This is a genomic window from Methylorubrum aminovorans, assembly GCF_022179725.1.
GTDB classification, from domain to species: domain Bacteria; phylum Pseudomonadota; class Alphaproteobacteria; order Rhizobiales; family Beijerinckiaceae; genus Methylobacterium; species Methylobacterium aminovorans.
Genome location: NZ_BPRC01000004.1, coordinates 44,033 through 63,986, shown reverse-complemented (window position 1 = coordinate 63,986; position 19,954 = coordinate 44,033). Strand labels below are relative to the sequence as shown.

The 19,954-nt window shown below is 68.3% G+C and carries 22 protein-coding genes; 16 read left to right on the top strand and 6 right to left on the bottom strand.

Annotated elements, in window-relative coordinates; all coding sequences use genetic code 11:
* Nucleotides 1-50 precede the first annotated feature (50 nt).
* The 3 genes from MFF24_RS08200 to MFF24_RS08190 all read left to right on the top strand — a co-directional run bounded on the left by MFF24_RS08200 (nucleotide 51) and on the right by MFF24_RS08190 (nucleotide 1,349).
* Nucleotides 51-302, top strand: coding sequence for a PilZ domain-containing protein (locus tag MFF24_RS08200; protein ID WP_133088941.1), 252 nt, complete (start codon nucleotides 51-53; stop codon nucleotides 300-302).
* A 101-nt stretch (nucleotides 303-403) separates the two neighbouring features.
* On the top strand, nucleotides 404-577 hold the full coding sequence (locus MFF24_RS08195) for a hypothetical protein (RefSeq protein WP_238223832.1): 174 nt from the start codon (nucleotides 404-406) through the stop codon (nucleotides 575-577).
* Between the two features lie 565 nt (nucleotides 578-1,142).
* On the top strand, nucleotides 1,143-1,349 hold the full coding sequence (locus MFF24_RS08190) for a hypothetical protein (protein ID WP_108942579.1): 207 nt from the start codon (nucleotides 1,143-1,145) through the stop codon (nucleotides 1,347-1,349).
* Between the two features lie 45 nt (nucleotides 1,350-1,394).
* Here MFF24_RS08190 and MFF24_RS08185 read toward each other — a convergent pair whose 3' ends face one another.
* Nucleotides 1,395-1,670, bottom strand: a complete 276-nt coding sequence (locus tag MFF24_RS08185; RefSeq protein WP_108942580.1) for a hypothetical protein — start codon at nucleotides 1,668-1,670, stop codon at nucleotides 1,395-1,397.
* A gap of 304 nt (nucleotides 1,671-1,974) precedes the next feature.
* Between MFF24_RS08185 and pstS the strand changes: the two genes are divergently transcribed.
* The 6 genes from pstS to phoB all read left to right on the top strand — a co-directional run bounded on the left by pstS (nucleotide 1,975) and on the right by phoB (nucleotide 7,551).
* On the top strand, nucleotides 1,975-3,018 hold the full coding sequence (gene pstS, locus MFF24_RS08180; protein ID WP_108943114.1) for a phosphate ABC transporter substrate-binding protein PstS: 1,044 nt from the start codon (nucleotides 1,975-1,977) through the stop codon (nucleotides 3,016-3,018).
* Nucleotides 3,019-3,130: 112 nt separating this feature from the next.
* On the top strand, nucleotides 3,131-4,105 hold the full coding sequence (gene pstC / locus MFF24_RS08175) for a phosphate ABC transporter permease subunit PstC (protein ID WP_133088940.1): 975 nt from the start codon (nucleotides 3,131-3,133) through the stop codon (nucleotides 4,103-4,105).
* A 57-nt stretch (nucleotides 4,106-4,162) separates the two neighbouring features.
* On the top strand, nucleotides 4,163-5,056 hold the full coding sequence (pstA, locus tag MFF24_RS08170) for a phosphate ABC transporter permease PstA (RefSeq protein WP_108942582.1): 894 nt from the start codon (nucleotides 4,163-4,165) through the stop codon (nucleotides 5,054-5,056).
* Between the two features lie 37 nt (nucleotides 5,057-5,093).
* The gene (pstB, locus tag MFF24_RS08165; RefSeq protein WP_133088939.1) at nucleotides 5,094-5,909 is read left to right on the top strand and encodes a phosphate ABC transporter ATP-binding protein PstB; all 816 of its coding nucleotides are present in this window, start codon (nucleotides 5,094-5,096) and stop codon (nucleotides 5,907-5,909) included.
* A gap of 131 nt (nucleotides 5,910-6,040) precedes the next feature.
* Nucleotides 6,041-6,754 (top strand): phosphate signaling complex protein PhoU, encoded by a 714-nt coding sequence (gene phoU / locus MFF24_RS08160; RefSeq protein WP_133088938.1) that lies wholly within the window; start codon nucleotides 6,041-6,043, stop codon nucleotides 6,752-6,754.
* Nucleotides 6,755-6,846: 92 nt separating this feature from the next.
* Entirely contained in the window at nucleotides 6,847-7,551 is a 705-nt protein-coding gene (gene phoB, locus MFF24_RS08155; RefSeq protein WP_108942584.1) for a phosphate regulon transcriptional regulator PhoB, read from the top strand.
* Between the two features lie 285 nt (nucleotides 7,552-7,836).
* Here the strand turns inward: phoB and MFF24_RS08150 are convergent, their stop codons facing one another.
* Nucleotides 7,837-8,379, bottom strand: coding sequence for a GcrA family cell cycle regulator (locus MFF24_RS08150; protein ID WP_108942585.1), 543 nt, complete (start codon nucleotides 8,377-8,379; stop codon nucleotides 7,837-7,839).
* 512 nt (nucleotides 8,380-8,891) lie between these two features.
* Between MFF24_RS08150 and MFF24_RS08145 the strand changes: the two genes are divergently transcribed.
* The 3 genes from MFF24_RS08145 to MFF24_RS08135 all read left to right on the top strand — a co-directional run bounded on the left by MFF24_RS08145 (nucleotide 8,892) and on the right by MFF24_RS08135 (nucleotide 11,283).
* Entirely contained in the window at nucleotides 8,892-9,758 is an 867-nt protein-coding gene (locus MFF24_RS08145) for a cell envelope integrity EipB family protein (protein WP_238223825.1), read from the top strand.
* 109 nt (nucleotides 9,759-9,867) lie between these two features.
* Complete coding sequence (locus MFF24_RS08140; RefSeq protein WP_162940661.1) at nucleotides 9,868-10,638, top strand: potassium channel family protein; 771 nt, start codon at nucleotides 9,868-9,870, stop codon at nucleotides 10,636-10,638.
* A gap of 117 nt (nucleotides 10,639-10,755) precedes the next feature.
* Nucleotides 10,756-11,283 (top strand): DUF421 domain-containing protein, encoded by a 528-nt coding sequence (locus MFF24_RS08135; protein ID WP_238223823.1) that lies wholly within the window; start codon nucleotides 10,756-10,758, stop codon nucleotides 11,281-11,283.
* Nucleotides 11,284-11,294: 11 nt separating this feature from the next.
* Here the strand turns inward: MFF24_RS08135 and MFF24_RS08130 are convergent, their stop codons facing one another.
* Entirely contained in the window at nucleotides 11,295-12,593 is a 1,299-nt protein-coding gene (locus MFF24_RS08130) for a DNA polymerase IV (protein ID WP_283214484.1), read from the bottom strand.
* Between the two features lie 57 nt (nucleotides 12,594-12,650).
* On the opposite strand from MFF24_RS08130, the gene MFF24_RS08125 reads away from it, so the two are divergent.
* Both MFF24_RS08125 and MFF24_RS08120 read left to right on the top strand, forming a co-directional pair.
* Entirely contained in the window at nucleotides 12,651-13,472 is an 822-nt protein-coding gene (locus tag MFF24_RS08125) for a cobalt-precorrin-6A reductase (RefSeq protein ID WP_238223821.1), read from the top strand.
* Nucleotides 13,473-13,543: 71 nt separating this feature from the next.
* Nucleotides 13,544-15,001 carry a cobyric acid synthase gene (locus tag MFF24_RS08120; RefSeq protein WP_238223819.1) on the top strand — a complete coding sequence of 486 codons (1,458 nt, stop codon included), beginning with the start codon at nucleotides 13,544-13,546 and terminating at the stop codon, nucleotides 14,999-15,001.
* 12 nt (nucleotides 15,002-15,013) lie between these two features.
* Here the strand turns inward: MFF24_RS08120 and MFF24_RS08115 are convergent, their stop codons facing one another.
* Both MFF24_RS08115 and cbiB read right to left on the bottom strand, forming a co-directional pair.
* Nucleotides 15,014-16,120: a DUF3616 domain-containing protein gene (locus MFF24_RS08115; RefSeq protein ID WP_238223818.1), complete on the bottom strand. Its 1,107-nt coding sequence runs from the start codon at nucleotides 16,118-16,120 to the stop codon at nucleotides 15,014-15,016.
* Nucleotides 16,121-16,192: 72 nt separating this feature from the next.
* Nucleotides 16,193-17,191 (bottom strand): adenosylcobinamide-phosphate synthase CbiB, encoded by a 999-nt coding sequence (cbiB, locus tag MFF24_RS08110; protein WP_238223817.1) that lies wholly within the window; start codon nucleotides 17,189-17,191, stop codon nucleotides 16,193-16,195.
* A 41-nt stretch (nucleotides 17,192-17,232) separates the two neighbouring features.
* Here cbiB and cobD point away from each other — a divergent pair, with 41 nt between their 5' ends.
* On the top strand, nucleotides 17,233-18,210 hold the full coding sequence (gene cobD, locus MFF24_RS08105) for a threonine-phosphate decarboxylase CobD (protein WP_238223815.1): 978 nt from the start codon (nucleotides 17,233-17,235) through the stop codon (nucleotides 18,208-18,210).
* Here the strand turns inward: cobD and MFF24_RS08100 are convergent.
* On the bottom strand, nucleotides 18,203-19,387 hold the full coding sequence (locus MFF24_RS08100) for an MFS transporter (protein WP_238223813.1): 1,185 nt from the start codon (nucleotides 19,385-19,387) through the stop codon (nucleotides 18,203-18,205). The genes cobD and MFF24_RS08100 overlap by 8 nt on opposite strands.
* Nucleotides 19,388-19,714: 327 nt before the next feature.
* Here MFF24_RS08100 and MFF24_RS08095 point away from each other — a divergent pair, with 327 nt between their 5' ends.
* Nucleotides 19,715-19,918 carry a hypothetical protein gene (locus MFF24_RS08095; protein ID WP_108942594.1) on the top strand — a complete coding sequence of 68 codons (204 nt, stop codon included), beginning with the start codon at nucleotides 19,715-19,717 and terminating at the stop codon, nucleotides 19,916-19,918.
* The last annotated feature ends 36 nt before the right edge of the window (nucleotides 19,919-19,954 follow it).

The window sequence follows — 19,954 nt, the reverse complement described above, 5'->3', positions numbered from 1 at the left end:
GGCATCTTCGTCTGTGCAGGCCACGCTTCGGTGCTCACGCGAGGACATCGATGTCCGATCATTCAGGATTCCGGTTCGACCAAGCACAGATAGCCGGTGGGGCCGGCTTGATCGCGGTGGATGAACACACCTCGATCGGTTGCTGGGTGCACGGCATCTCGGCGCAGGATATCGAGATTACCGTTCCGGACACCTCGCTCATTCCCGACGTGTTCATGCTGACCTCCTCGCCTCTCGATCCCCTCAAGGTATGCTGCACCCTGTGGCGGACGGACGAGACGATCGGCGCGCGCTTTCGCTAGATCGCTATCCGATCGAGCGGATGCCGGCCGAGCCGCGCTCACGAGCGTTCACTTGCGAACCCTCGCGGCCCCTGCCCGGTTGACCAGGCCGGAGGTGCCTCATGGCCGAGACGAGAAAGCCCGACGAAGTCGAAGCCCCGGACCGACCGCGCCTGACGCCCCAGGGCCATAGCAGCGGCACGGCTTCGGGCGAGGACAGCACCGATCCGAACGGCGGCGCGAAACAGGGTCAGGGGGACAAAGCTGAGGGTGAACGCGACAAGCCGGAGCCCTGATCCGCCGCCGAGCGCCGCCGTGAGCGCGGGTTCGTGAGTTGGAAGGCGCGTGACGGGCCGGCTTTCCTGAGAAAGGCCGGCCCGTCTGTCGCCTGCGTACCGCATTGGGGGCGGGCAGCCCAACGACATTGAAGCAAACGGCGTCGGCGGGTGCGCTCATCCCGAGTGCCGGGACGTTCATCCGGGCGTGCTGAAGTGGCTAAAACCCTTCGGCGGTTCGATCTTCCGGCTTGATACGGATCCGCAGCGAAAGAATACCGCGTCGCTCAGGTGCGCTAGCGCACAAAGAACATCTCTGCGGCGGCTGCTCGGCAGAAGAATTTTTCTGCGGTCCGCGCCGTGCCCGCCCCGGCTGTCGCGGTCTTGCGCACGCGTCCGGGTGAGACGAGGAGCGAAGGAATTCGCCTGCCAAGGTCCTGCGCGGGCGGCCGAGCTGGCCATCACCGAACGTCAAAGTCATCCGTTCGCGCTAAGTCTTTGTTAACCATCCTCCTTCAATCTGAGCCACCATCGCTCCTCCTTGCCAGTTGCGATACGGTTCCTTCAGATTTGGCCTCGTCGGTTCATGGCACAACTCGTGACGGACTACCCCGCTGGATCGCTCATCGACGCCGCCATGCCCGCGCTGAACGGCGAGAGCCGTGACCGGATCGGGCAGGGACTGCGCGACGTGTATGTCGAGCGCTGCGACGCGCAGCCCATCACGGATGCGCAGGTCCAGCTGTTGCTGCGGCTTCGCCAGAAGGAGCGCGATCGCCGCCGCAGCGCCTGACCGTCCTCGGCTCAAGGCGGAGGAAAGTCCTGTTTTCGGCCTGGATTATTGCCAGCGTCGGGCGATCGGCTGTTGGCGTCGGATTTCGGCGGCGCGAATCAGAGTGAGCACACGGTCGAGATCCTTCAGAAGAGATGATTCCGTCGCCCGTGCCGAGGCGATGCCATGCTCGTCGCTGCCGAAGCGCTGAAGCTGTTGCTGACGGGTCAGTTCTTCCTCGAGCGCCGCCCGCTCGGCGTGGAGCGCCAGATACGCCGCCTCCTGAGGATCGGCCGGATCGAGCAGGATTTCCTTCTCGCGCGTTGAATGCGGCTCCGTCACGCTGACGGTCTCCTCGATTTCTCTCGTGCAGGTCCGCCGCTGTCCCGGTTCTCACGGGGACCGATCCCGCCGGGATCGTTCTCGCAAGGCGGCGCCCGCATGCACCTGAACGGATAACGCCGAAGCGCTCCAAGCGGTGCCATCCTCGATGAAAATCCGCCTCGTTGAGGTCTGTCATGTCAGCGTCATGTGGCCGTCATAGAGGCGGCGCGTCGGCGCACTAGATGGCAGCAGTGTCGCAGAGAGATCGATCCGAGATCAGGATCAGTCCCGGCAAATGCGCCCGACACTTACGGAGATGCTTGTGAAACCCTTCGCTTACGCCTTGGCGGTCGGCCTCGCTGCCGCTCAGCTCGCGACCTCGGCCCTGGCTGCCGATATCACCGGCGCCGGCGCCACCTTCCCCTTCCCCGTCTATTCGAAGTGGGCCGAAGCCTATCGTAAGGACACCGGCACCGGCCTCAACTATCAGTCGATCGGCTCGGGCGGCGGCATCAAGCAGATTCAGGCCAAGACCGTCGATTTCGGCGCAACCGACGCGCCCCTCAAGCCGGCTCAGCTCGAGAAGGACGGTCTCATTCAGTTCCCCACCGTGATGGGTGGCGTGGTTCCGGTCGTCAACATCGCCGGCCTTGAGCCCGGCAAGCTCAAACTGACCGGTGAGATCATCGCCGAGATCTACGCCGGCAAGATCCTGAAATGGTCCGACCCGAAGATCACCAAGCTCAACGAAGGCCTTAAGCTGCCCGAGGCGAACATCACCCCGGTCTACCGCTCGGACGCCTCCGGCACGACCAACATCTTCACCACCTATCTCTCCGCGGTGTCCGAGCCGTGGAAGAAGGAGTTCGGCGCCGCCACCACCGTGAGCTGGCCGGTCGGACAGGGCGGCAAGGGCAACGAGGGCGTCACCGCCACCGTCAAGCAGGTCCCGAACTCGATCGGATACGTCGAGTCGGCCTACGCCAAGCAGAACAAGCTCGCCTACGCCCTGATCGAGAACAAGGCCGGCAAGTTCCCGCAGCCCGACGACAAGGCCTTCCAGGCCGCCGCCGCCAGCGCCGACTGGAAGTCGACCCCCGGCTTCGGCATCGCCCTGACCAACCAGGCCGGTGCGGACGCTTGGCCGATCACCGCCGCGACCTTCATCCTCGTCTACAAGGAGCCGGCCGACGCGGCTAAGGCCGCCGACGTGCTGAAGTTCTTCGATTGGGCCTACAAGAACGGCGACAAGCTCGCGAGCGAACTCGATTACGTGCCGCTCCCCGACAACGTCGTCGGCCTCATCCACGAGGAGTGGAAGGCCGTGAAGGGCAAGGACGGCAAGCCCGTCTTCGCCGGTAACTAAATCCGAGACGAAGGGCCCTCTCCCGCGGCGGATGAGGGCCCTTTGCGATGTGGTCCGCTCGCCTCGCGCCTGACGGCGCGCTACACGCTCACCAGACGAAGAGCCTTCGCGGATGACCGCCTTGACCCAGACCCTCGCCGTCGACCGCCAGACCGCGGTGGCCCGCACCGCTCCGAGCAAGAGCGCCGACCGCCTCTTCCACGGAGCCGCCTACGCCTCCGCCCTGCTCGTGCTCCTGGTGCTGGCCGGAATTCTCGGCTCGATCATCTACGGTGCGTGGCCGGCCTTCTCGGAATTCGGCTTCGGCTTCCTCACTTCCAGCGCCTGGAACATCGGCACCGAGCAGTTCGGCGCTCTACCGGCCGTCGTCGGCACGGTCGCCGCCGCAATGCTGGCGCTGATCATCGGTGTGCCGGTCTCGCTCGGCATCGCCGTCTACCTCACGCAGCTCTGCCCCGGCTGGGCGCGCAAGCCGGTCGCCATGACCATCGAGCTGCTCGCCTCGGTGCCCAGCATCATCTACGGCATGTGGGGCCTGTTCGTCTTTGCCCCGCTCTTCGCCCGCTTCGTGCAGGTGCCGGTCTCGAACGTCGTCGAGGGCATGCCGATCCTCGGCACCATCCTCTACGCGCGCATCCCCTCGGGCGTCGGCGTGCTCACCGCCGGCATTATCCTCGCCATCATGATTGTGCCCTTCGTCGCCTCGATCACCCGCGACATGCTCGATCAGATCCCGACCGTCCTGCGCGAGAGCGCCTACGGCATCGGCTGCACCACCTGGGAGGTGGTGCGCCACGTCCTCGTGCCGCAGGCCTCGGTCTCGATCATCGGCGCGATTATGCTCGGCCTCGGCCGAGCGTTGGGCGAGACCATGGCGGTCACCTTCGTGATCGGCAACGCCAACCGCCTCTCCGCCTCGATCTTCGATCCGGGCTCGACCATCGCCTCGCGCATCGCCAACGAGTTCAACGAGGCCGATGGGCTTCAGCTCTCCTCGCTGATGGCGCTCGGTTGCCTGCTCTTCATCATCACCTTCTTCGTGCTGATCATCGCCCGTCTGCTGGTGCGGCGCGCCAAGGTCGCCTGATCCAAGGTCGCCTGACAACGTCGCGCCAGACCGCCCGAGCCCGAGGGACGCCGAACCATGGACGCCAGCAACCCCATCGCGACGGCCGAGCGCACGCCGATCGTCAGCCGTGTGCGCTCAGGCCGGCGGGTCGCCGACCGCGTGCTGATCCTCGCCAGCACGATCGCCACCCTACTGGGCATCGTTGTCCTCGGCTCGATCCTGCTCATGCTGATCGTCGAGGGTGTGAAGGGCTTCTCGCCCTCGCTGTTCACGGCGCCGACGCCTGGCCCCGGCTCCGAGGGCGGCGGCATCGCCAACGCCATCCTCGGCAGCCTCATCATGACGTTCCTGGGCATCCTCATCGCCACGCCGATCGGGCTGATGGCCGGCACGTACCTCGCCGAGTACGGCCGCACCTCGAAGCTCGCCGACATCATCCGCTTCCTCAATGACGTGCTGCTCTCCGCGCCGTCGATCCTGATCGGGTTGTTCGTCTACACGCTGATGGTCCGGCCGATGGGCACCTATTCCGGCTGGGCCGGCGCGGTGGCGCTTGCCATCATCGCCACGCCGGTGATCGTGCGCACCACCGAGGACATGCTGCGCCTCGTGCCGGGCCAGATGCGCGAGGCCGGCGCGGCGCTCGGCGCCCCCCGCTCCCTCGTCATCCGTGCGGTGACCTGGCGCGCGGCGAGCGCGGGCATCGTCACCGGCATCATCCTGGCGCTCGCCCGCATCGCCGGCGAGACCGCGCCGCTCCTGTTCACGGCGCTGAACAACAACAGTTGGTTCAACACCAACCTGCTCGGCGGCGTGCCGAACCTGCCGGTGATGATTTACCAGTTCGCCCTCTCGCCCTACCCGAACTGGCAGAGCCTCGCTTGGTCGGGCGCACTCCTCATCACTGTCACCATCCTTGCCCTGTCGGTGGTGGCCCGCTTCGTGATCAAGGACCAGCGGCCGCGCTGAAGGCCCCGGGACAGACCTCCTACCGACGAGAGATCCGATGAGCGCCTCCCCCGCGATCCGCAGCCAGTTCGAGGGCCGTAGCCCGGCCGACGTCAAAGCGCCCGTGCGCATCGCCGTGAAAGACCTGAACTTCTACTACGGCAGCTTTCACGGCCTGAAAGACATCAACCTCGATTTCCGCGACCGGCAGGTCACGGCGCTGATCGGCCCGTCCGGCTGCGGAAAATCGACGCTGCTGCGCACCTTCAACCGCATCTACAGCCTCTACCCGGAGCAGCGCGCCGAGGGTGAGATCCTGCTCGACGGGCAGAACGTTCTCGACTCCAGGGTCGATCTCAACGAATTGCGCTCGCGCATCGGCATGGTGTTCCAGAAGCCGACGCCCTTCCCGATGTCGATCTACGACAACGTTGCTTTCGGCCTGCGCCTCTACGAGAAGCTGCCCAAGTCGGAGCTGGATGGCCGCGTCGAGGAATCGCTGCGCAAGGCGGCCCTGTGGGACGAGGTGAAGGACAAGCTCAAGCAGCCCGGCACCGGCCTGTCGGGCGGCCAGCAGCAGCGCCTGTGCATCGCCCGCACCGTGGCCCAGCGCCCGGAAGTGATTCTGTTCGACGAGCCGACCTCGGCCCTCGACCCGATCTCGACCGGCCGCATCGAAGAGCTGATCGAGCAGTTGCGGGCTGATTTCACGATCGTCATCGTGACCCACAACATGCAGCAGGCCGCGCGCATCTCGCAGTTCACCGCCTTCATGTATCTCGGCGAGCTGATCGAGTTCGACGCCACCACGAAGATCTTCATGAATCCGGCCAAGCGGCAGACCCAGGACTACATCACCGGCCGCTTCGGTTAAGCCCGATCGCGACTGCAATGCCGTCGCGATCCACCCTGCGTCCTCGTTTCGAGGCTCTCACCGTCGCCGGACCCGCGTCCACGTCGATCCGAGAGCGCTCTCGTCCGACTGCCTGATCGGGAATGCGCGACATGGCCGAGCACATCGTCTCCTCTTACGACACCGACCTCGAGAACCTGCGCCGCTCCATCGCCGAGATGGGCGGCGTGGCCGAGAAGATGATGACGGATGCCACCGACGCCCTGGTGCGTCGGGATACGACGCTCGCCCAGGCGGTGATCGTCGCCGACAAGCGCCTCGACCTGCTGCAGCGGGAAATCGAGGAGCGCTCGGTTCTCCTGATCGCCCGGCGCCAGCCGCTGGCCATCGATCTGCGCGAGACGATCTCCGGTATTCGCGTCTCGGGCGACCTCGAGCGGATCGGTGATCTCGCCAAGAACATCGCCAAGCGCGTCGTGGCGATCAGCGATCAGGCGCAGCCGCAGAAGATCGTGCTCGGCGTCCAGCACATGAGCGACCTCGTGCAGGAACAGCTTAAGGACGTGCTCGATGCCTATGCCAGCCGCGACGTGACCGCCGCCCACGAGGTGTGGCAGCGCGACAGCGCCATCGACGCGCTGTACAATTCGCTGTTCCGCGAACTCCTGACCTACATGATGGAGGATCCGCGCAACATCTCGTTCTGTACCCACCTCCTGTTCTGCGCCAAGAACGTGGAGCGCATCGGCGATCACACCACCAACGTGGCGGAGACGATCGAGTACCTCGTCACCGGCGAGACGCCGACGGCTGAGCGGCCCAAGAACGACGCTTCGAACTACGCGACAGTGACGCCGGGCGCCTAACGAAGGTGCTCGAGACGCGCGGCGTCGAAGACGCGTCTCCGGCCTGCCCGATCGAGGGACCGGGCCGGACGCAACGGATGGAAAGACGGACGATGACGAGTGCGCGCATCCTGATCGTCGAGGACGAGGAATCGCTGACGACTCTGCTGCGCTACAACCTCGAAGCGGAAGGCTTCGCGGTCGATGTCGCGATCCGCGGTGATGAGGCGGACCTGCGTCTTCACGAGATGACGCCCGATCTCGTCCTGCTCGACTGGATGGTTCCGGGGCTCTCGGGGATCGAGCTGTGCCGCCGCATCCGGGCGCGGCGCGAGACGGAGCGGCTGCCCGTCATCATGCTGACCGCCCGCGGCGAAGAGACTGACCGCGTGCGTGGCCTCTCGACGGGGGCCGACGACTACGTCGTCAAGCCGTTCTCGGTGCCGGAGCTGCTCGCGCGCGTGCGCGCCCTGCTGCGCCGATCCAAGCCTGCTCATGTCGCCGACATGCTGGTGGCCGGGGACATCGAACTCGACCGCGTCAGTCACCGCATCCGCCGCCAGGGCCGCGAGATCCATCTCGGGCCCACCGAGTTCAAGCTGCTCGAATATCTGATGCAGAGCCCCGGCCGGGTTTTCTCGCGCGAGCAATTGCTCGACGGAGTGTGGGGCCACGACGTCTATATCGACGAGCGCACGGTCGACGTCCATGTCGGCCGCCTGCGCAAGGCGATCAACCGCCCGCGCCAGAGCGATCCGATCCGCACCGTGCGCGGCTCCGGCTACTCGTTCGACGAGATGTTTGCCGGCGCCGAGTGAAGGCGGGAGCGCTCGGGGACTGATCGACCGATTGGATCCGATCTCGGCGAAGGCACAGGAGGCCGGCGTCAGACCGCGCAGCCACCAGACTTGTGCGGTTTCCGGTCGATTGCCTCGGATCTCGCCGCACCTGTCACCACGAACGTCGGCGAAGCGATCAATTGGATTCGATTATCAGCCTGACGAGATTGTACGGCGCTGGCCGACTGGCTTTCGCGAGCTGGGCCTTAGAGATCAGGACACTGCGCGGTCCCCGGCGGAACCGCGCAACGCTCTTCGAATGACTCAGCGGAAGCCGGCGACACGACGGTCGCGCTTGCGCTCGGCCGCCGGCTGATAGGCGACCTGCGCGTGCTGGGTGCAGTAGGGCAGGCCCGTGATGGCGCGGGCGCCGCAGAAGCGGAATTCCGGCGACGTCGGATCGCCCATCGGCCAGCGGCACATGGAGTCGCGCAGATCCATGATCGTGACCCGCTCGGAGACAGCGAGCGCTACGGGCTCCGGAGCCGGCGTCGGAGGCAGCGGGAAGTTCGGAGCGGGGCGATGCGCCACGATCGCCGGCGGCTCCGGCAGCGTCGGCTCTTCGACGATCACCGCCTCGATCTCGACCTCGGCGGCCAAGTCATCCTTGCGACGCCCCTGGACCGCGGCCGGACCGATCGGCTTGACGCGACCTGCGAGCCCGAGGCGGTGGACCTTGCCGATGACGGCATTGCGGGAGACGCCGCCGAGCTGAAGGGCGATCTGGCTTGCGCTCAGGCCATCGTCCCACAGGCGGCGAAGCAGCTCGACGCGTTCATCCGTCCAGCTCGGGACCGCTTCCGTCATTGCCCCCTCCACGTCGACACGTCCTTTGTACGCAAAACCGACCGACCGCGCGGCGTCTCGGCCCCGCGGAGCGACAGCAGACCTCGCCAGGGCTCTTGATTCGGCCCTGCACATGTCGGTTAACAGACGCCAAAGCTGCCGTTGGCGACGCTGTGGAGACTACAGGACAGCTCGGCCGCGGAGCAAGGGTCGCAGCGTTCCACGAGCCGGTTTCCACTGCCATTCCGACTCGGCCGACGAGGCCCTTCAACGGTTCCGGCGCTCGAGTGGCCAAGTCTGGTGGGCGGCTTAACGCGTTGCGTAAAATTGCTCTTTTCCGGATCCGACAATCGCCGAAGGCGCGATGTGCCAACACTTTCGAGCGGGCGTGACGGCCATCACAGCGCCGCCGCCCTTGCTCGAACGACCGCCGAAAAAGATTGTCCCGGCAGGCACAATGCCTATGTCACGGGCGTCATCCGCCGGCCTGTCGACTGTGGACAACCCTTCTTGAGCGGATCTTGGGAGATCGCATGCGACTGCGCCTCGCGCCGGCCCTATTCCTTCTCGCCGTGTTGCCCGGACCCGCTGCGGCCGCCGGGCCGGCTGCGCCGGTTCCGGACGAGACCGCGATCCGGCTGACCAACCACCGGGCGGTCTACGACCTGTCGCTGGCCCGTTCCACCGGCACGCGGGCGGTCGAGGGTGTGCGCGGGCGTATCGTCATCGATTTCTCGGGCGATGCCTGCCGTGGCTACACCATGCAGACGCGGCAGGTAACAATGATCGATTCCGGCGAGTCCGGCGATCGCACCTCGGATTTGCGCAGCACGACCTTTGAGAACGGCGACGGCAAGAGCTTCCGCTTCCGCACCACGACCATCCTCAATAACGCGCCGTCGCCGGCGGTGGACGGGACGGCGGAGTCGGGCGACGCCCTCAAGGTGAAGCTCAAGGAGCCCAAGCGCGACCAGTTCCAGACGGACGGCGCGGTGATGTTCCCGATCCACCACATGATCCGCCTGATTCAGGCGGCCAAGGCGGGCGAGACCACTGTGGCGGCGAAGGTTTTCGACGGCTCGGACGATGGGCGCAAGGTCTACGATACGCTGGCGATCATCGGCCGCCCGAGCGCGGCGCCCGCTTCCGACACCGAGCGCGACAAGCCCCTGCGCGAGGGCGACCACGCCGGCATGCGGCGCTGGCCGGTGACCTTGAGCTACTTCACTCCCGGCGAGGGCGAGCGGACGCCGATCTATACCCTTACCTTCGACCTCTACGAGGACGGCGTCAGCGGGCGGTTGAACCTCGATTATGGGGATTTCGCCATCAACGGCACCATGAGCCGCCTCGACCTCGCCAAGGCGGACGCGAAATCCGGGGCCGATTGCAAGAAATAGCCTTGAAATAGCTTTGGGTCGTCGAAGCGACATCGTCGACGGATCGGGCTGACCCTGAGGAACGTTCATGCTGCCGGAGCCCCGAGCGGCGGCGGCAGCGTGTGGCGAGATGGCGGGCCTGAGGCAGAGTCTGCGGGAGCTCTACGAGGGAAGCAGTGACCGCGCGCATCGCTTCCGCTACGGCCTTCTCGCGTTCGATTTCGCCACCCTCCTGTTCATCATCGTCTCCTCGTTTCTTCCCCGGCCACCGCTGATCGAGGGAATCGACGTGTTGATCGGTGTGGCCGTTGCTGCCGACTTCGTCTCACGGCTGGCGATCTGCCCGCGGCCGGTACGCGAGTTCGTGCGGCCGACGACCTGGGCGGACGTGGCGGCGATCGCCTCCTTTCTCGCACCCATTGTCGGTGAGGGGGCCGGCTTCCTGCGCATCCTGCGCACGCTGCGGCTGCTGAGGACCTATCAACTGCTCGACAGGTTGCGGGCGGACCTTCCGTTCTTCCGTCGCAACGAGGAGGTGATCATCGCGGTGGTGAACCTCGCGGTGTTCATCTTCATCATGACGAGCCTCGTCTACGCGACGCAGCACGGCTCGAACCCGAACATCGGCAACTACGTCGATGCGCTGTACTTCACCGTCACCTCGCTCACGACGACGGGCTACGGCGATGTCACCCTGCAGGGCACGGGCGGCCGCCTGATCTCGGTCGTGGTGATGATCTGCGGCGTCACGCTGTTCCTGCGCCTCGCACAGGTCCTGTTCCGGCCCTACAAGGTACGCTTCCCCTGTCCCGCCTGCGGCTTGCAGCGGCACGAGCCGGACGCGGTGCACTGCAAGGCCTGCGGCACCCTGCTCAACATTCCCGACGAAGGGGCGGATTGAGCCGCATCGGCCCGAGACCCTGATGCGTTTCTCGTCGAATGACGGCCGTTCCCTGTGCGCGCAGCGACGCAACGGGCGCACGGTCGTCCGAGGCGGTTGAGCGAGGCGGAGGGGCGAATGCCCGATTGGCGAGCATTGTTCGTGCCGGAGCACTCCCTGCTGGAGATCGCCCTGCGCGGTACCGTCATGTACCTCGCGCTGTTCCTCGTCATGCGCTTCGTCATGCAGCGCCAGGCGGGCGCCGTGAGCCTTGCCGACCTGCTGGTCATCGTCCTGATCGCCGACGTCTCGCAGAACGCCTTCTCCAACGAGTACAAGTCGCTGACCGAGGGCATCCTGCTGGTGCTGACGATCGTCGGGTGGAACTACGCCATCGACTGGCTCGCTTTCCGCTTTCCCGCCTTCGAGCGCTTCATGACGCCGAAGCGGCTCCCCCTCGTCGTCGATGGTCGCATCTGCTGGCGGAACATGCGTCGCGAGATGATCACGCATTCCGAACTCATGACCCAGCTGCGCCTGCAGGGAGTCGACGATCCGGCCTTCGTGCGGCTCGCCTCGCTGGAGGGGGACGGCAGCATCAGCGTCATCCGCGGCGACGGCGAGGAGACCGCGCCAGGGCCGCAGGACCGCCGGGAGCCGGCCTGAGCCCCGCGACCTCAAGCCCTGGGCTTTGCCGGCTCCGTCCGGCGCCGCTCCGGTTCGCCGGTGAAGACGAGGCCGCGTTGGATCGCCCCGCTGCCGAACTTCTCGCGCAGCCGGTCGAGGGCCGCCTCCCGGCGGGCGACGCGCTCGATGCCCTGATCGGCGAGGTCGCCGCGGTCGGCGTGGATCGCGCCGCAGAGATCGCCGCCGCCGATGCCGATCAGCCGAAAGGCGGTGCCGTCGCAGGCGGCCCGCAGCATCGGCTCACCCTCGTGAAACAGCCGGTCGGCGAGCTGCGTGGGTTTGAGGCCGCCGCGGGTGCGGGTACGCAGCCGGAACCGCGCGTCCTTCAGCTTCAGCGTGACGCTGCCGGCGGCGAGTTCCGCCCGCTTCAGCCGGGCCGACACCTTCTCGCACAACCGCCACAGGATCGGGCGCAGATCCTCGAACCGGGTGAGATCGGTCGAGAAGGTCGTCTCGGCCGAGACGCTCTTGGCCTCGCGGGTCGGGCGCACCGGCCGCCGGTCACGGCCGGCCGCGAGATCGATCAGACGCAGGCCGTCACGGCCGAGCGAGGCCTGCAGGCGCACGGGATCGGCGCGCAGGATGTCGCCGACCCTGTGGATGTTGAGCGCGGCGAGCCGGTTGCGGGCGCTCTCGCCGATGCCGGGCAGGATGCCGACGGGCTTGTCGGCGAGGAAGGCGGCGGCCTCCTCGCCGCTGATGATCGAGAAGCCGCGGGGCTTGTCGAGGTCGGAGGCGATCTTGGCCAGGAACTTATTGACGGACAATCCCACCGAGACCGTGATGCCGACCTCCGTCTCGACCCGCGCGGCGAAGCGGGCGAGCGTCAGGGCCGGGCTGGTGCCGTGCAGGCGCTCGGTGCCGGACAGATCGAGGAACGCCTCGTCGATGGAGACGGGCTCGACCAGCGGGGTCAGCGCCAGCATCATCGCCCGCACCTCGCGCCCGACGCGGGCATATTTCTCCATGTCGGGCCGCAGCACGGTGGCGTCGGGGCAGCGCTTCAACGCCTCGAACATCGGCATGGCCGAGCGCACGCCGGAGATCCGCGCGAGGTAGCAGGCGGTCGAGACGACGCCGCGTTTCCCGCCGCCGATGATGAGCGGCTTGTCCCGCAGCGACGGGTCGTCGCGCTTCTCGATCGCCGCGTAGAACGCGTCACAATCGACATGGGCGATGGTGAGCCCGTCGCGGACGGGGTGAGCGAGCAGGCGCGGCGAGCCGCAGCCGCGGCACCGTAGGGCGCCCTCGGCTTGCATCGTCAGGCAATCGCGGCAGAAGGGTCTCACGTCGAAAACCTTGCCCGACTCGTGCCGGGCTGATCGCGGGCGAGACAGGTTGTACGAATGTCCGGAGCCGCCGACCAGGGTTCTCCCGCGCGCCATCCCAAGCCGATTCCCGCCCCTCCTCCGATGCGGGTGCTCGTGCTCGGCGGCACCACCGAGGCGAGCGCGCTCGTCGCCCGGCTCGCCCCCGAGACGGACTTCGCGGTGACGCTCTCCCTTGCCGGCCGCACGGCCGCGCCGCGGCCCGAGCCGGTGCCGATGCGCGTCGGCGGGTTCGGCGGGGCCGAGGGGTTGGCGCGATGGCTGACCGGAAACGGCATCGACGCGGTGATCGACGCGACCCATCCCTTCGCCGCGCGGATCTCGGCCAATGCCGCTGCGGCCTGCCGGGCCGCCGCCGTTCCGCTACTCGCCCTGCGCCGCCCGGCCTGGGAGCGGCAGCCCGGCGACGACTGGACCGAGGCCGCGAGCGTACCGGCCTGCCTCGACGCGCTCGGGCCGGCGCCACGAACGGTGTTCCTCACCATTGGCCGGCAGGAGCTGTCCGCCTTTGCTCCCGCCCCGCAGCACGCCTACGTCGTGCGCACCATCGAGCCGGTCGGCGATGCGCTGCCGGTGCCGAACCTCGTGACGGTGAGCGCCCGCGGCCCCTTCGCGCTCGCGGACGAGATCCGGTTCATGCGCGAGGCCCGGATCGAGGTGCTGGTGACGAAGAACTCGGGCGGCGCGGCGACCTATCCGAAGATCGAGGCGGCGCGCCGGCTCGGCTTGCCGGTGGTCATCGTCGCCCGCCCTGCCCTGCCCGACGTACCCGCCGTCTCCGACGCCGCGGGCGCGCTGCACTGGCTGAAGACCGAACGCGGGCGACACCGGCCCGCATAGATCCGGCTCGACGCTGGCCGGCGTCGGTGCCATGGCAGGATCATGCCCGCGCTCGACACGAAGAACCGCCGATGACCCGCGCCCTGATGATCCAGGGGACCGGGTCCGATGTCGGCAAGTCGCTGCTGGTGGCGGGGCTCGCCCGCGCCTTCACCCGGCGCGGCCTGACGGTGCGTCCATTCAAGCCGCAGAACATGTCGAACAACGCTGCCGTCACCGCGGATGGCGGCGAGATCGGCCGCGCCCAGGCGCTCCAGGCCCGCGCCGCGCGGGTCGCGCCCTCGGTCCACATGAACCCGGTGCTGCTCAAGCCCCAGAGCGAGGTCGGCGCGCAGGTGGTGGTGCAAGGGCGCATGATCGGCACCGCCAAGGCGCGCGAGTATCAGGCCTGGAAGCCGCGCCTGATGGAATCGGTGCTCGACAGTTTCGAGCGGCTGCGTGGTGAGGCCGACATCGTGCTCGTGGAGGGCGCGGGCTCGCCGGCCGAGGTGAACCTGCGCAAGGGCGACATCGCCAATATGGGCTTTGCCCGCGCCACGGGGACGCCGGTGGTGCTCGTCGGCGACATCGACCGGGGCGGCGTCATCGCCAGCCTCGTCGGCACGCAGGCCGTGCTGGAGCCGGACGATGCGGCGATGATCCGCGGCTTCATCGTCAACCGCTTCCGCGGCGACCCGACGCTCTTTGCCGACGGCATGGCCCTGATCGCCGCACGCACCGGCTGGTCGCCGTTCGGCCTCGTGCCGTTTTTCCCCGACGCCGCCCGCCTGCCGCCGGAGGATGCGGTGGCGCTCGATGCCCCTCAAGGTCGCCGCGACGGCGCCGGTCCGCTGATCGCGGTGCTGCGCTTTCCCCACATCGCCAATTTCGACGACCTCGACCCTCTGCGACAGGAGCCCGGCGTCGGTGTCGTCTTCGTACCGCCCGGCACGCCGGTCCCCGCGGAAGCCGACCTCCTCATCCTGCCGGGCTCGAAGACCACGATCGACGATCTCGAATGTCTGCGCGCGCAAGGGTGGGACATCGACATCCGCGCGCATCTGCGCCGCGGGCGGCGGGTGCTCGGGTTATGCGGCGGCTACCAGATGCTCGGTCGCTCCATCGCCGACCCGAAGGGCATCGAAGGGGCGCCGCGCACCCTGCCGGGCCTCGGCCTGCTCGATGTCGAGACGGTGATGACGGACGCCAAGCGCCTCGTCGCCGTCACCGGCACGACGCTGGCGGACGATGAACCGTTTGCCGGTTACGAGATGCATGTCGGCGACACGACCGGGCCGGACACCGCCCGGCCCCTGCTGCGCTTTTCCGACGGCCGGGCCGATGGGGCGGTCTCCCGCGACGGGCTCGTTGCCGGCACCTATGTCCACGGCCTGTTCGCCGACGACCGCCAACGGGCCGCCTGGCTCGCCCGGCTCGGCGCCGCGCCGGGCTCCAGCCGCTACGAGGCGGGCATCGAAGCGGTGCTCGACCGGTTTGCCGACCATCTCGAGGCGCATCTCGACTGCGACGGGCTGCTGCGCCTGAGCTGACAGCCGACTTCGTTACTCCTCGATCATCAGCTTGGCCGGCACCTTGTAGGCGCGCGCTCCGCCGTTCTTCAGGCTGTCGAACAGGATCAGGACCCGGTTCGATCCGATCACGGTGACCGCCTCGGGCTTGCCGGCGCGCTCGGCATCGTCGAGTTCGTCCAGTTCGCCGACGAGCTGCGGCTCGCCGCCCTTGCCGGGATCGAACAGGAAGAGCTTGTAGGCGACCTTGGGCTGCTCCTGGGCCGGTCCCGTGAGCACCAGCAGGCGCCCGTCGTCGAGGGCCGTGAGATCGCGGATCCCGGCATCCTGGCCGACCTTGATCGGGATCGTCCTCCGCTTCCCCTGATAGGCGCCGTGCCCGTCCGCGAACAGGCCATCGACATCGGCCTCGACGAGGAAGGCTTCCCCGTCGATCGAGGGCGCGCGTAGTCCGGCGTAGAGCCGGTCCTTCACCACCGCGATTCCCTCGATATTGAGGCCGTTCGCTTCGCTCAGACTCTCGAGGAAGGACGCGCCGACCCTGTCCGCCCCTGCCAGGACTTCGCCGAGGCGATAGGTGGTCTCGATGGCACCCTCCGGCTCATCCTCGTCCTCCACGTCCGGCTTGCCCTGCCCATCGACGCGGATGCGAGCGAGGATCATCGCCGAGGTGTTGAGCGTGTCCTTCTTGCGGCCGCATCCGTGCGAGCCGACGACGTAGAAGTACGGCTTGGCGTAGGCGACGCCCTCGCCGTCGAATTCCTTGAACTTGGCGGGGCTCTTGTCCGGGCATTGCTTGCCGGCGAACACCGTTCCGCGCGTCTTCGGGTCCGGCGCCTTGCCGATCAGGTCGATCGTCTTCTTGGGCTCGATGCTGCGCTCGTCGATCTTCAGGAACTGGGCCTTGCGCCCCTCGTCGTTCACGACGAGGCAGCGCCGCTTGCCCGAGTCGCGCAGGATGCAAGCGATACCGCTGACATCGTAGGCGCCCGCCGCATCGTCCTTCTTGCCCGCGCCCTTCAAGTCTTCCTTGAAGGTATAACGCCTGTTCTCGGGTTCCAGGATCGTGTCCTTGGCACCCGCCGCGGTCGCGCCCGATCCGAGGAGGAAAGCAAGACAGATGCTACTGGCGAGGCGCATGGCCGCGATCTCCTGTCTATTTCGGACAGCGTGAAACATATATTCGGAAATACTGCGTCGATCTCAGAGTGTTTATAAAACGTAGAGCCAGATCCCGGTCGCGGCAACGACTATTGTGAATTGCAACGCGCAGGCGGTCCGGTAGAGCTTCAACGCGCGAACGATGTCGTCGGCGTTAGCCTCCGCCCGTCCGTCGCCCATCCAGGCGTCCTCGACGCGCGTGGCCCCGTAGATGCGCGGGCCGGCGAGCCGCAGGCCGAGCGCGCCGGCCATGGCCGCCTCCGGCCAGCCGGCATTCGGCGAGCGGTGCTGGCCCGCGTCGCGGCGGATCGCCCGCCACGCACCCTTGGCGGAGACGTTCCGGCTCAGCGCTGCGGATACGACCAGCAGCAGCGCCGTGAGCCGCGAGGCCGGCAGGTTGACGAGGTCGTCGAGGCGGGCGGAGGCCCAGCCGAACGCCTCGTAGCGCGGTGTGCGGTGGCCGATCATGCTGTCGGCGGTATTGATCGCCTTGTAGAGCGCGCCGCCGGTAAGGCCGCCCGCGCCGATCCAGAAGGCCGGCGCGACGATGCCGTCAGAAAAGTTCTCCGCCAAGCTCTCGATCGCCGCCCGGCACACCGCCGCCTCGTCGAGGCTGTCGGGATTGCGCCCGACGATCATCGAGACGGCCGTGCGGCCGCCGGCAAGGCCCTCCGTTCGCAGGGCGGCGGAAACGCGCCGGACATGGACGAACAGGCTGCGCTGCGCCGGAAGGCTCGCGGCGAGAAGGGCGAGGACAATCAAGCCGGCGCCGTAGCCCGCGAGGGCGGCGATCGCGGTCAGGGCGAGGGCGACGGCGGTCGTGACCGTCAGCAGGAGCACGAGCGCCAGAACACCGCCGAGCCGGCGTGCGGCAGGAGCGCCCCGGTTCAGTCCGCGCTCCAGCGCGGCGATCAGCCGGCCGATCCAGGTGACAGGGTGGCCAAGCGCCCTGTAGAGGCGTTCGGGATAGCCCGCGACGGCCTCGATCAGCAGCGCGAGCGCCAGGATGCCGAGGGTGTCGGGCGGATGAGTTAGGGCGATCCAGGACATCGTTGGCAGGGTCGGTGCGGAGCGGAAGGGACGGAGGCGAGGTGCGGGAGGACGGTGAAAAGGATGCAATCGCGCATGGTGGCGATCTCGACGCCGCCCGCCGGCTGTTTCCGGACGCGCCCGAGCCGTGGCTCGACCTCTCGACCGGCATCAACCCGGTGCCCTATCCGCTGCCGCCGCTCGAAGCCAGTGCCCTGCACCGCCTGCCCTCCCCCGGCGACCTCGCCCGGCTCAAGGCGGCGGCGGCGGCGGCCTACGGCGCGCCGGGGCCCGACCATGTCGCGGCCGCGCCCGGCACGCAGATCCTGATCGAGACCCTTCCGCGGCTCCTGCCGCCCGCCCGCGTTGCGGTGGTCGGACCGACCTATGCCGAGCACGCCGCCGCCTGGACCCGCGCCGGCCATGATGTGCGGATGGTGGATGATCCGGCCGAGGCCGCCGAGGCCGACATTCTGGTCGCGGTAAGCCCCAACAATCCCGACGGGCGCGTGTTCTCGGTCGAGGCGCTGGCGCAGGCCGGCAGGGGCCTTGTGGTGCTCGATCAGGCCTTCGCCGATTTGGAGCCGGTGGAGGCGGCCTCTCCGCGGCCCGGCCTCGTAGTTTTGCGCTCCTTCGGCAAGACCTACGGGCTCGCCGGGTTGCGGCTCGGCTTCGCCCTCGCCGAGCCGGACCTGGCGCGGCGCATCGAGACCGCCTTGGGGCCATGGGCCGTCTCGGGTCCGGCCATCCTCGCCGGCCTCGCGGCGCTGCCGGACGCCGCGTGGCGCCGCGAGGCCGCCGCGGCGCGCGCGCAGGACGCGGCTCGCCTCGACCGGATGATCGCGCGGGCCGGAGGACGGATCGTCGGCGGCACCGCCCTGTTCCGCACGGCGGATTTTCCCGACGGGCCGGGCCTGTTCCGGGCGCTCGGCGCGGCGGGGATCTACGTGCGGCGGTTCAGGGAGGCGCCGGCGCGGCTGCGCTTCGGCCTGCCGCCCGACAAGGCGGCGTGGTGCCGCCTCTCGCGGGTGCTCAGGTAGGCCGCGACCGGCCGCCGCGCCAGGACACCGCCAGGGCAGCCAGTGCGAAGGCGCCGCCGACGGCGCAGACTCCGAGCCAGCCCGCCAGCAGGAAGGCCCGCGAGCCGAGGAAGGCGCCGGCTGCCCCGCCGATGAAGATTGCGGTAAACAGCACGGTGTTGATCCGGCCGCGGGCGCCCGGTGCGAGAGCGTAGGCGCGGGTCTGGTTGGCGATCAGCGCGCCGTTGATGCCGATGTCGAGCAGCAGCACGCCCGCGCCGATGGCGACGAGCGAGACCTGCCCGGCGAGCGCCAGCACGACGAAAGCTGCTGCCACGAAGAGGCTGCCCGCGATCACCACCGGCCGGGCGCCGCGCCGGTCGCTGTAGCGGCCGGAATAGGGGGCGATCAGCGCCCCCGCGACGCCGATGACGCCGAACAGTCCGGCGCCGGCCGCGGTGAGGTTGAAGGGCGGCGCCTCGACGAGAAGGGCCAGCGTCGCCCAGAAGGCGTTGAAGCTGGCAAACAGCAGCGCCTGCGACAGGCTGGCGTTGCGAAGGATCGGTTGGCTGCGCACGAGATGCAGCAGCGAGGTCATCAACGCGCGGTAGCGCAGGCGTCGGGTCGGCGCGCTGCGCGGCAGGGTGCGCAACGCCACCCCGGCCATGACCACGGCGAGGCCAGCGGCGGCGAAGAACACCGCGCGCCAGCCGAACTGCGCACCGACGAAGCCGCTCGCGGTGCGGGCCAGCAGGATGCCGGAGAGCAGGCCCGTCATCACGCCGCCGACGATCCGCCCCCGACTCGCATCGGGCGCGAGTTCGGCGGCGAAGGGCACCGCCTGCTGCGCTGCGCAGGCGAGCACGCCGATGACGAGGCTCGCCGCCGCGAGCACGGCGAGATTCGGGCTGAGTGCGGCGGCGACCAGCGCGGCGGCCAGACCGAGCAATTGCCAGACGATGAGGTCGCGCCGCGGCAAGGCGTCGCCCAGCGGCACGAGAAACAAGATGCCGAGTCCGTAGCCGACGAGGCTGGCGGTCGGCACGAGCAGCGCCGCTCGCTCGCCGAACTCGGTGACGAGGACCGCGAGCAGCGGCTGGTTGTAGTAGATGTTGGCGACCGCACCGCCTGCGATCAGGGTGAGTCCGATTCGCGTCGTGGTCGACAGGGCGCGTCCGTCGTTCGTGGCGCCGCTCATCGGTGAGGCGCCGGAAGCACGGGGAAACGGCCCCGTGGGGCGCTGAGAGGCGAAGCGGTTTGCATGGCCCGCCCCATACGGCAGGCTGCAGCCGGAAGACCAGCCCCGGACAGGCGGACAGCTCTGCAATTGCCGCGCGGCAGAGTGTCCGCTCCCGTTCAGATATCCAGTGGTAGCATGCCTCCGCCGTCACACCCATATAAAGGGCTGTATGGAAAAGGCACAGCCTTTGCAGCGGCTTGGCCGGGTAGACAGTTGCGGATGGGCGCGCGATGGCGCACATCTTCTGCAAGCGCCTGGCAGCCGCTTCAACAGAAGGAGTCGTGTATGCCGAACTACCGCGTCCACTTCGCGAAGCAGATCCTCGGAGTGCCCTTCACGGTCGGCTTCGTGGAGATCGCCCGCGCACGCGATCCGGAGCGCGCACTGAAGGCGGCGGAGATCCGCTTCGCCCGCGCGCGCGGCGTGACTGACTGGCGTGAGCGGGCCGATACGGTGGATCTTGCGGCCCCTGCGGAGGCGGAACTTTAGCGGCGCCGGCCGATCGACGGGGAACGCGTCGAGACT